Source organism: Pseudomonas sp. TSRC2-2 (assembly GCF_049897785.1).
GTDB lineage: Bacteria > Pseudomonadota > Gammaproteobacteria > Pseudomonadales > Pseudomonadaceae > Aquipseudomonas.
In genome coordinates this window covers 357,995-368,649 of sequence record NZ_JAFCWZ010000002.1, presented here as the reverse complement: position 1 = coordinate 368,649, position 10,655 = coordinate 357,995, and the positions used below count along the sequence as shown (strand labels likewise).

12 protein-coding genes are annotated in these 10,655 nt (G+C 61.6%); 6 read left to right on the top strand and 6 right to left on the bottom strand.

Annotation, left to right across the window (positions count from 1 at the left end; translation table 11 throughout):
• Position 1: 1 nt before the first annotated feature.
• Entirely contained in the window at positions 2-1,159 is a 1,158-nt protein-coding gene (emhA, locus tag ACP7D9_RS04790) for an efflux RND transporter periplasmic adaptor subunit EmhA (RefSeq protein WP_024011947.1), read from the bottom strand.
• A 266-nt stretch (positions 1,160-1,425) separates the two neighbouring features.
• On the opposite strand from emhA, the gene emhR reads away from it, so the two are divergent.
• Positions 1,426-2,058 (top strand): efflux system transcriptional repressor EmhR, encoded by a 633-nt coding sequence (gene emhR, locus ACP7D9_RS04785; RefSeq protein WP_016771330.1) that lies wholly within the window; start codon positions 1,426-1,428, stop codon positions 2,056-2,058.
• 207 nt (positions 2,059-2,265) lie between these two features.
• Here the strand turns inward: emhR and ACP7D9_RS04780 are convergent, their stop codons facing one another.
• Genes ACP7D9_RS04780 through ACP7D9_RS04770 form a run of 3 tightly spaced genes read right to left on the bottom strand, consistent with a single transcriptional unit; the run spans position 2,266 to position 4,851 of the window.
• A complete protein-coding gene (locus ACP7D9_RS04780) occupies positions 2,266-3,315 on the bottom strand; it encodes an alkene reductase (protein ID WP_101158423.1) in 1,050 nt (349 codons plus the stop codon).
• A 32-nt stretch (positions 3,316-3,347) separates the two neighbouring features.
• The gene (locus ACP7D9_RS04775) at positions 3,348-4,514 is read right to left on the bottom strand and encodes an MFS transporter (protein ID WP_312995992.1); all 1,167 of its coding nucleotides are present in this window, start codon (positions 4,512-4,514) and stop codon (positions 3,348-3,350) included.
• Between the two features lie 34 nt (positions 4,515-4,548).
• Positions 4,549-4,851 carry an ArsR/SmtB family transcription factor gene (locus ACP7D9_RS04770; RefSeq protein WP_016771327.1) on the bottom strand — a complete coding sequence of 101 codons (303 nt, stop codon included), beginning with the start codon at positions 4,849-4,851 and terminating at the stop codon, positions 4,549-4,551.
• Between the two features lie 168 nt (positions 4,852-5,019).
• Between ACP7D9_RS04770 and ACP7D9_RS04765 the strand changes: the two genes are divergently transcribed.
• Positions 5,020-5,604 carry an ACP phosphodiesterase gene (locus ACP7D9_RS04765; RefSeq protein WP_426155937.1) on the top strand — a complete coding sequence of 195 codons (585 nt, stop codon included), beginning with the start codon at positions 5,020-5,022 and terminating at the stop codon, positions 5,602-5,604.
• Between the two features lie 102 nt (positions 5,605-5,706).
• Here ACP7D9_RS04765 and ACP7D9_RS04760 read toward each other — a convergent pair whose 3' ends face one another.
• Together ACP7D9_RS04760 and olsB are read right to left on the bottom strand one after the other, a co-directional pair.
• Entirely contained in the window at positions 5,707-6,498 is a 792-nt protein-coding gene (locus tag ACP7D9_RS04760) for a lysophospholipid acyltransferase family protein (protein WP_426155935.1), read from the bottom strand.
• Positions 6,498-7,253, bottom strand: a complete 756-nt coding sequence (gene olsB / locus ACP7D9_RS04755; protein ID WP_101158428.1) for an L-ornithine N(alpha)-acyltransferase — start codon at positions 7,251-7,253, stop codon at positions 6,498-6,500. Before olsB ends, ACP7D9_RS04760 begins: the two co-directional genes overlap by 1 nt.
• Before the next feature lie 153 nt (positions 7,254-7,406).
• Here olsB and ACP7D9_RS04750 point away from each other — a divergent pair, with 153 nt between their 5' ends.
• The 4 genes from ACP7D9_RS04750 to ACP7D9_RS04735 all read left to right on the top strand — a co-directional run bounded on the left by ACP7D9_RS04750 (position 7,407) and on the right by ACP7D9_RS04735 (position 10,654).
• Positions 7,407-8,285, top strand: a complete 879-nt coding sequence (locus ACP7D9_RS04750) for an acyl-CoA dehydrogenase (protein ID WP_426155933.1) — start codon at positions 7,407-7,409, stop codon at positions 8,283-8,285.
• Between the two features lie 166 nt (positions 8,286-8,451).
• Positions 8,452-9,531: a serine hydrolase domain-containing protein gene (locus tag ACP7D9_RS04745; protein WP_426155931.1), complete on the top strand. Its 1,080-nt coding sequence runs from the start codon at positions 8,452-8,454 to the stop codon at positions 9,529-9,531.
• Positions 9,528-9,824 carry an amidase gene (locus tag ACP7D9_RS04740; protein WP_426155929.1) on the top strand — a complete coding sequence of 99 codons (297 nt, stop codon included), beginning with the start codon at positions 9,528-9,530 and terminating at the stop codon, positions 9,822-9,824. The genes ACP7D9_RS04745 and ACP7D9_RS04740 overlap by 4 nt, the downstream gene beginning before the upstream one ends.
• A gap of 239 nt (positions 9,825-10,063) precedes the next feature.
• Positions 10,064-10,654, top strand: a complete 591-nt coding sequence (locus ACP7D9_RS04735; protein WP_312996015.1) for a YceI family protein — start codon at positions 10,064-10,066, stop codon at positions 10,652-10,654.
• Position 10,655 lies beyond the last annotated feature (1 nt).

The window sequence follows — 10,655 nt, the reverse complement described above, 5'->3', positions numbered from 1 at the left end:
GTTACTCCCCTTTGCCGCCGGCGGCTTTGTCAGCTGCCTGTGCGGGGGCCGGGTTCTTGGTGCCGACGTTAGTCGCCTCGGTCGCTTTGACCTCGACGCCCGGTTTGACGTACTGCAGCCCTTCGGTGATCAGACGATCGCCGGCTTTGAGGCCGTCTTCGATCAGCCACTGGCTGCCGACGGTGCGGCTGGCCTTGAGCTGACGCAGTTCGACTTTGTTGTCGGCGCCGACGACCAGTGCGGTCGGGGTGCCCTTGAGGTCGCGGGTCACGCCTTGCTGCGGTGCGAGGATCGCTGCGCTGTTGACGCCGGCTTGCAGCTGAGCGTGGACGAACATGCCCGGCAGCAGGGTGTGATCCGGGTTCGGGAACACCGCGCGCAGGGTCACCGAGCCGGTGGTCTGGTCAACCGAGACTTCGGAGAATTCCAGCTTGCCGTCGAGCTTGTACTGGCTGCCGTCTTCCAGGGTCAGCTTGACCGCAGCGGCGTTGTCGCCAGCCTTCTGCAGACGGCCGCTTTCCAGTTCGCGGCGCAGTTCCAGCAATTCAACCGACGACTGGGTGACGTCGACGTAGATCGGATCGAGCTGCTGAATCACTGCCATCGCATCGGCCTGGCCATTGCTGACCAGTGCGCCTTCGGTCACCGAAGAACGGCCGATACGGCCAGAAATCGGCGCGTAGACCTTGGTGTAACGCACGTTGATCTGCGCAGTCTGAAGCGATGCTTCCGATTGCAGGCGGTTGGCCAGAGCGGTGTCGTATTCCTGGCGGCTTACAGCTTGTTCATCGACCAGTTGCTTGTAGCGGTCTGAGATCGACTTGGTCGATCGCAGCTCGGCTTCGGCGCTTTTCAGCGTAGCTTCATAGACCGACGGATCGATCTGATACAGCTGCTGGCCGGCTTTGACGTCGGCGCCTTCCTTGAACAGACGCTTGAGAATGATGCCGTTGACCTGCGGGCGGACTTCAGCGATGCGGAACGCACTGGTGCGGCCCGGCAGTTCCGAGGTCAGGGTAAAGGCTTGTGGTTGGAGGGTGACGACGCCGACCTGAGGAGGCGGAGCGGCCGGGGCCGCTTCTTCCTTTTTACATCCGCTGAGCAGCGATGCCAGGGCGACGGCAGTGACCAGAGCGGTAACAGCTGGCTTGAATTGCATGAAGATCCTCGGGTCAGGCGCGCAAGAAGCGCACAAGAAGTGTGAAAGAGTAAAAATCGGGCACCGGGTGGATAAGTAGCTTGCTAAGTAATATACTTACGTTCATGGTTGTTTGTAAACACCTGCGCCGCGTACCCACCCTGATACAAAAGTCGTCGCAAGGTTTGAAATTGTAGGCCGGGGAGTCGATTCACGAGAGATCGCCCCCTCTTTATTCAGCGGATATTCAGCCATCCCTGAAACATCCTGTTTGAGGTTTTACTGCCATGGTCCGTCGTACCAAAGAGGAAGCTCAGGAAACCCGCAGCCAGATTCTGGAAGCGGCCGAGAAAGCCTTCTATGAAAGGGGGGTCGCCCGCACCACCCTGGCGGACATTGCGACCCTCGCTGGCGTAACGCGTGGCGCCATCTACTGGCATTTCAGCAACAAAGCCGATCTGGTCCAGGCGATGCTCGACAGCCTGCACGAACCGCTGGATGAACTGGCCAAGGCCAGCGAAAGCGAGGACGAACCGGATCCGCTGGGCTGCATGCGGCAATTGCTGATTCATTTGTTTCATCAAGTTGCACTGGACCCGAAAACCCGGCGCATCAACGAAATTCTGTTTCATAAGTGCGAGTTCACCGATGAAATGTGCGATCTGCGCCAGCAGCGCCGGACGGCCAGTCTCGATTGCAACCTGCGCATCGGCCTGACCCTGCGTAATGCGGTCAATCGCGGCCAATTGCCGGAAGACCTCGATACCGCCCGTGCGGCCATCAGCATTCATGCTTATATCGACGGCTTGCTTTACGGCTGGCTGCTGGCTCCGGACAGCTTCGAACTGCACGCCGAGGCTGAACGCTGGGTCGACACCGGGCTGGACATGCTGCGCCTGAGCCCGAGCCTGCGCAAATGAATTAAAATGCGCAACAGCCTGGGGAGATGTCAATCAGCCGCCATGGCTGATCATCGCGGCGGGAGTTTAAACGTAGCGAGTCCCGCATTTTGTAGGGAAATTGTGTCGCTGTTGTGAAACGCTGTTCGCTGGCGCTTATTCCGCACCAATAGCAAAAAGCCCCTGACTCTCACAAGTCAGGGGCTTTTTCATTTCTGCGCTACGTGATTACAAGGTCGGATAGTCGATATAACCGACTGGACCTTTACCGTAGAAAGTCTCCGGATGCGGCGCGTTCAACGGCGCATCGGCCTGCAAACGTGCCGGCAGATCCGGGTTGGCAATGAACGGCACGCCGAACGCGACCGCGTCTGCCTTACCGCTGGCCAGCCACTCGTTGGCGCTTTCCTTGGTGAACTTCTCGTTGGCAATGTACGGGCCACCGAACGCTTCTTTCAATTGCGGGCCGAGGCTGTCGGCGCCTTCTTTTTCGCGCGAGCAGATGAACGCGATGCCACGCTTGCCCAGTTCACGGGCGACGTAGGTGAAGGTTTCGGCGAGGTTGTCATCGCCCATGTCGTGGGAATCGGCACGTGGTGCCAGGTGCACACCGACGCGGCCAGCGCCCCAGACTTCGATCGCGGCGTCGGTCACTTCCAGCAGCAGGCGTGCACGGTTTTCCAGCGAGCCGCCGTACTGGTCGGTGCGCTGGTTGGTGCTGCTTTGCAGGAACTGGTCGAGCAGGTAACCGTTGGCGCCGTGGATTTCCACGCCGTCGAAACCAGCGGCTTTGGCGTTCTCGGCGCCGGTGCGGTAGGCATCGACGATGTCGGCGATTTCAGCGGTTTCCAGTGCACGCGGGGTTGGGTAGTCGGCCAGTGGGCGAACGAGGCTGACGTGGCCCTTTGGCTGAATGGCGCTTGGCGCCACCGGTGCTTCACCGTTCAGGTACGAAGGGTGGGAAATGCGGCCAACGTGCCACAGTTGCAGGAAGATCTTGCCGCCGGCGCCATGAATGGCTTTGGTCACGTTGGCCCAGCCACGCACCTGGTCGTTGGACCAGATGCCCGGGGTGTCCGGGTAGCCGACGCCCATCGGCGTTACCGAAGTGGCTTCGCTGAGGATCAGGCCGGCCGAGGCGCGTTGTACGTAGTATTCGGCCATCAGTGCGTTAGGCACACGGCCTTCGTCGGCGCGGCAGCGAGTCAGCGGGGCCATGATGATGCGGTTGTTCAGCTCGATGTCGCCGAGTTTGATCGGGTCGAAAATAGTCGCCATGTCTAAAGCCTCTCTTTAATTAAGGAAGTTGATCAGTTGGAAGCAGGCGCCAGCTCGGCATTGCCGTTCTGGCGGAAAGTAATCAGGGTCACCAGCAGGGCAAGTACGGCCAGCGCCGCAGCGGCCAGGGGCACGCTGGTCAGGCCGTAGCCGTGGGCAATGACGCTGCCGCCGACCCAGGCGCCGAGGGCGTTGCCAACGTTGAAGGCGCCGATGTTCAGGGTGGAAACCAGGTTTGGTGCAGCCTTGCCGAAGGTCACCACGTTGACCTGCAGCGCCGGCACAGCGGCGAAACACGCAGTGGCCCAGAGGAACAGGGTGATCTCGGTTGGAATCAGCGCGACGCTGGTCCAGCTCAGCACGGTGGAAACCACGGCCATGCTGATGAACACACCGATCAGCGTGGCGGCCATGCCCTTGTCGGCGAGTTTGCCGCCGATGATGTTGCCGACCGTCAGACCGAGGCCGATGAGCATCAGTGTCCAGGTCACGCCACGCGGCGACACGCCGGTGACTTCGCCAAGCAGCGGGGCGACGTAGGTGAACAGGGTGAACACCGACGCGGCGAACAGCGCGGTCATGCTCAGCGACAGCCAGATGCCGGCGCCTTTGAGTGCGGCGAGTTCGGCGCGCATGTCGAGTTTTTCTTCGTCGCGCCTGGCCGGCAGAAAACGGATCAGGCCGATCAGCGCGATCACACCAATAACGGTCACCGCCCAGAAGGTCGAACGCCAGCCGGCCTCCTGACCCAATGCAGTGCCCAGCGGTACGCCGAGCACGTTGGCCAGGGTCAGACCGGTGAACATCAACGCCACCGCCGAGGCACGTTTGTTTGGCGCGACCAGATTGGCCGCCACCACCGAACCGATGCCGAAGAACGCGCCGTGACACAGCGCCGTGACCACCCGGGCAAACATCAGCACGTTGTAATCGCTGGCGACGGCGCAGAGCAGGTTGCCGACAATAAAGATGCCCATCAATGCCACCAGCGCGGCCTTGCGCGGCAGCTTCGCGGTGGCCAGTGCCATGAACGGTGCACCGATGGCCACGCCCAGCGCGTACCCGGTGACCAGCCAGCCGGCGCCGGGAATCGACACACCGAGGTCCGCCGCCACGTCGGGCAGCAGGCCCATGATGACGAACTCGGTGGTGCCGATGGCGAAGGCGCTCAAGGCGAGAATGAGGAGCGAAAGGGGCATGCAGGTTTCCTTGTCGGCTGGCTGACGTTAAGGGTCAGAGCTCTTTACTGAGGGTGCTGAGAAACGCCTGGATGACGTCCTCGTTACGTTTGAAAAAATGCCACTGCCCAGCCTTCTGGCTGCTGATCAGCCCGGCTCGTTGCAGGGTCGCAAGGTGTGCCGACACGGTCGATTGCGACAGGCCGCAACGCTGATCGATCTGCCCGGCACAGATGCCGTATTCATGGTTGTGCAACTGCTCGGGGAATTCGCCTTTCGGGTCTTTCAGCCAGTTGAGGATGTCTCGCCGTACTGGGTGCGCCAGGGCTTTTATTATTTCGTCGAGGTCGAGGTTCATGGCGTGGGCTCGTGGTGGCAGTGGCGATATATCGCGATGGAGCGAACTTTAAATCGTTGGATCGCGATATACCAATATGAAATCGGTCTGAGGAACGCATAAATCGCTATATCGGGTTATAACGATATGAGCGTGTCGGAGGACCGGACGCGGTGCTAAGCTGCGCCCATGAACTATCTCGCGCATTTGCATCTCGGCGGCCGGCGCCCCGGTCAGTTACTCGGCAGCCTGTATGGCGACTTCGTCAAGGGTCGGCTGCAAGGCCAGTTCGACCCGGAGGTGGAGGCGGCGATCGCCCTGCATCGGCGCATCGACGTATTCACAGATCGCCATCCACTGGTCGACATTGCTTTGGGGCGTTTTACCGAGACGCGGCGGCGCTATGCCGGAATCGTCCTCGATGTGTTTTTCGATCATTGCCTGGCGCGGGACTGGATGCTGTATGCCGACCGACCGCTGGAGCAGTTCACCGCAGACGTCTACCAGGTGCTGTCCCGCGAACGGCAATTGCCGGAACGGCTGGCGAAGATCGCCCCGCACATGGTTGCCAATGACTGGCTCGGCTCGTATCGCGAATTTGAAGTGCTGGAGCAGGTGTTGCGCGGGATCTCGCGACGCCTGACCAAGCCTGAGGAATTGGCCGGAGCGATGCAGGAGTTGCGGCGCTTGTATGAACCGTTGAGTGAAGACTTCAGCCTGTTTTACCCGCAACTGCAGGACTTTGCCCAAGCCCCGCCAACAACACAAAGCTGATGTGGGAGCGGGCTTGCTCGCGAAAACGGGTTGTCAGGCAACCTGTTCATTGGCTCAAACGCCGCCTTCGCGAGCAGGCCCGCTCCCACAAGGGATTGTGTTTCAGGCAGCGATTGCCGGGCGCATCGGCGCCTGTCGGCTTTGCGGAATCGATCCAAACAACACCTTCTGCACCGCCTGCTGCGCTTCGAACGCCAGCGCCGCGCGCTCGCGGCCCTGACAGGCGATCGGCTTGAGCAGATGCACCTCGACATCGCCGCAGTCATGGCTGAACAGGCGCATCAAGTGCGAAAGCAGGTCATCGTCACCAATGAACGGCGCCAGCGTGTCGATTTCGCCGTTGCGCAGATAACGGATCGCCACCGGTTGCAGCATCACTTCGGAATCGATCGCCGCTGACAGCAGGCGACCATGAAAAGTGCGCAGCGAACGGCCATCGGTGGTGGTGCCTTCGGGGAACATCAGCAGCGCGTGTTCGGTTTGCAAATGGCGAGTCATCTGCTTGCGGATCAGCTGGCTGTCGCCCGAACCACGGCGGATGAACAGGCTGCCAGCCTTGGCCGCGAGCCAGCCGGCCACCGGCCAGGTGCGCACTTCGGCTTTGGACAGGAAGGACAGCGGGGTGAGCATGCCCAGCAGTGGGATGTCCGTCCATGACACGTGATTGCTGACCCACAGCATCGGCTGTTTCGGCAGCTCACCGTGCACCCTCACGCGAAAGGGCAGGGCGTTGCTCAGGCGCGCCATGAAAAAGCGCGACCAGCGCTGGCGCCGTTCCATCGAATGCGCCAGACCGATGCGTTCGAAGACGCCGAAGACGCTGGCCATGGTCAGCCCCAGCGTCACCACGAGCAGCACTCGCGCGATTCGCGCGTACACCCGCCACCGGCTCATCAGACCGCCGCCTTGAAGTGCTTGGCGTAGCGCGGGCAGAGTTCGTCGCGCTTGAGCAGGATGAACACATCGGCGACCTGGAAGTCTTCGTCCCAGCACGGCTCGCCGCAGATCTTCGCACCGAGGCGCATGTAGGCCTTGAGCAGCGGCGGCATTTCGGCGATGACGTTGGACGGAATATCCAGCGTCGGCAGCGGATTTTTCGGCTCGGCGCGCAAGTGTTCAGTGCACAGATACCGTTCGCGCAAACGTTGCATGATCGCGTGGGCCTGAATGCCGCCGTCCTGCATCGGAATGCTCGCGCAGCCCATCAGGTAGCTGTAGCCGCCCTGATTGAGCACTTCGGCCAATTCGCCCCAGAGCACGGCGATGGTCCCGCCGTTGCGATAGGCCGGATCGACGCAGGTGCGGCCGATTTCCAGGATCGGGCCTTGCAGATGCGCCAGGCCGTGCAGGCTGAATTCTTCTTCGCTGTAGAACTTGCCGAGGCTGCTGGCGGCGGTGTGATCGAGCAGACGCGTGGTCGCCACCAGACGCCCGGTGTTCAGGTCACGCACGCCAATGTGGCTGCAGTGAACATCATAATCATCCATGTCCAGACCCAGTTCCGCGCCTTTGAGTTTGGCGTTGAACTCGCCGCTGAAGACGGCGAAGCGCAGGGCCTGGGCTTGCTGCAAGGCTTGTGCGCCGATCAGGCGTTCGGCTTGCAGGCGGCGTTCATTGCCGGTGTCGCTGATGCGGGCGATTTGCGTCATGTGAATCTCCGTACGGGCCTTTAACCCGTCGTGGGTTGCAGCCGATCGACTTTCTTTATGCAGCCGTGTTGTGCAAAGTCAGGCTATGTAGCCCCGGTGTCATCGCCATGAACGTTCGGTGATGCTTATATGACAGCCCACGAGGAGGCGCCCATGCCCTGGTCAGATCTGCTGCACCGCCGTGAACGCTTGCCCGCCGTCGTCGATTTGGCCGAGGGCTTTGCGACGTTGTTGCAGGCGCTGGGCAACGTCACGCCGTTCGAGTTGGCGGTGGCTGGAGGACGGCGGATGGCCACGCCGGGGCTGGCGTTCCTGCTCGGTTATCAGGCGGCGCTGCGCATGTTGTGGCCGAGCGCGCCGCCGAGCCTCGGCGCGTTGTGCGCGACCGAACAGCGCAGCCTGCGGCCGGCCGACATGCAGACGCGACTGAGCAGTTTACGCCTGAGCGGGCGCAAGGATTTCGTCACCGCAGGCGATGCCGCCGACTGGCTGCTGGTGGCGGCACGCTGTGAAGAACCCGGCGAAACGCCGCGCCTGAGTCTGGCCGTGGTGTATCCCGGCGAGCCGGGCGTGAAGGTGGAAAAACTGCCGGCGTTGCCATTGATGCCGGACATCAGCCACGGTCGCTTGCACCTCGACGGCGCCCTGTGCGAATTGCTCGCCGGCGATGGCTGGGACGCGTACGTCAAACCGTTCCGCACCCTTGAAGATGTCTATGTCTTGAGTGCGATGACCGCGTGGCTGTATGGCGTCGGCCAAGACAGTGGCTGGCCGCAGAACCTGCAACTGCGTTTGCTGGCGCTGTTGGGCGGTTGCGCCGAGGCCAGCCGGCAAGCGCCGAACAATCCGGCCGGGCATGTGCTGTTGGGTGGGTTGTTTGCGCAGTTCGAAGCGCTGGCGGGGGAGGTTGATGAGGCGCTGGGCAACGGCCCGGCGGAGTGGGCGCAGATGTGGCAGCGGGACAGAGGCGTGATGCAGTTGGCAGCGGGGGCCCGGGCCAAGCGGTTGGCCAAGGCTTTTGCGGTAATCTGACGCGCCTCTTCGCGAGCAGGCCCGCTCCCACAGTTTGATCGCATTGCAACAGGATGAACTCAATCAACTGTGGGAGCGGGCTTGCTCGCGAAAGCGACTTGAACAGCACCACACGTCTGTCATCAACCGCACCTAATCTCAGCAGACCCATCCCAGAGCCTCCACCATGTTCAAAGGCCTGTCCCTGTTCCTGCTGCTGATCAGTCTCACCGCTCACGCCGAACAGTGGCCCGGTGAGCAATGGCCAATCGGCGCGCCAATCGCCGGTCCGGCTGTTGAAGCGCTCGAAACCTACGCCTTCGCGCCGCGCAACGATGCCACTCGCGAAGGCATCCGCACCGACGCCTTGCTGATCATCCGCGACGGCCAGATCGTCTACGAACGCTACGCCGTTCCAACCACTGAACAGACTCCGCACCTGACCTGGTCGATCAGCAAAAGCCTGATGGCCACGGTGCTGGGTGTGGCCTACGGCGAAGGCCGTTTCAAGCTCGACGACCCCGCGCTGAAGTTCTACCCGGCGCTGGAAAAACACCCGGCGATCACCCTCGGCCATCTGCTGAACTGGGCCTCCGGTCTCGATTGGCAGGAAGACTACGAATACGCGCCGCTGAAATCTTCGGTGGTGGCGATGCTCTACACGCGGGGCCATCGCGACATGTCCGTATTCACTGCGGATCACGACGGCTACGCCGCACCGGGTCAGGCATTCCGTTATTCCAGCGGCGACAGCAACCTGCTCGCCGCCGCGTTGAAAAGCATGGTCGGCGCAGAGCGTTATGCCGATTATCCGTGGACAGCCTTGTTCGAGCCGTTAGGCATTCGCCACGCCGTGTGGGAGACCGATGCCAACGGCACATTTGTCGCCTCGTCCTATGCCTATCTCACCGCGCGGGATCTGGCGCGGGTCGGTCTGCTGATGGCGCGCGGCGGGCGTTGGAACGGTCGGCAGTTGCTGCCCGAGGACTGGCTCGCGTTCAACCTGAAACCCTTTGCCGGCTACCAGGCGCAGCAGGACGAAGCCGTGCCCGGCGGTCATTGGTGGCTCAATCGCCCGGCCGATGGCGCAACATTGCCGTGGCCCGACGCTCCCCCCGATACCTTCGCCGCACTCGGCCACTGGGGCCAGGCGCTGTATGTAATGCCCAGCGAGAAACTGATAATCGTGCGCTACGGCGATGATCGCGACGGCAGCTATAAGCACAACGAATTGCTCAAACGCGTGTTGCAGGCGGTGCGACGATGAAGCGCTTTCTGATCTTGCTACTGGTCGTGCTGCTCGGTTGGGGTTGGTATGAGCGCGAGAATCTCTGGGCTTTCCCGGACATCATCAGCGCCTACACCGCCAAGGAATATTGCTCGTGTCGTTATGTGATGAACAATGACGCCGAGTATTGCCGTGGCTATGTCAAACAATGGCTGCCCATCAGTGGCTTTAACGATGACGCCTCGAGCAAAACCATCACCGTCAGCGGCATGGGCCGCAGCAATAGCGCAAAGTGGCTGAGCGAACGCCAGGGCTGCCGCTTGAATCCCTGACTGCAACCATTTCCCTGCAAATTGAATTCTCCTGTGGGAGCGGGCTTGCGTGCGAAGGCGTCATGTCAGTCAGAACAGTTGTTGCCTGATACACCGCTTTCGCGAGCAAGCCCGCTCCCACAGTTTTAATGCGTTCCCCTGTAGGCGCTGCCGAAGGCTGCGATCTTTTGATCTTGATGTTGCAATAAACCCATGGGCGGTTAAGGTTCGTGCAGGTTAATCGCGCCCACGAGTGTTCAATGTTCAACCGCTCCCTCTCTACAGTTTTCGCCAGCCTGCTGTTGACCGCCGCTGCACTGCCGGCCCAGGCCAATTGGTATCTGGACGGCGAGTCGTCGCGGCTGTCGTTCGTCAGCACCAAAAATGCCAGCGTGTCGGAAGTGCAGCGCTTTCTGGTGCTGCACGGCAAGGTCGACCCCAACGGTCGCGCCGAGGTCGAAGTCGAGCTCGAATCGATCAACAGCGGCATCCCGCTGCGCGATGAGCGCATGCGCAAGGAGCTGTTCCAGATCGAGCAATTCCCTGCAGCGACCATCACCACGCAGATCGACCTGCGCCCGATCAACGATCTGGCTTCCGGCGCGCAGCTGGAATTGCGCCTGCCGCTGACAGTAAATCTGCACGGCAAGCAGCACGAATACCCGGCCGAGTTGCTCGCTACTCGTCTCGATGATCGGCGCTTTCAGGTGGTCACGCTGGAGCCGCTGGTGATCAACGCCGAGGATTTCGATCTGGCGCCGGGGCTGGAAAGCCTGCGCAAACTCGCCGACCTGTCGGCCATCAGTCTGTCGGTGCCGGTGGGTGCGGTGCTGATCTTCACGGCGCGCTGAC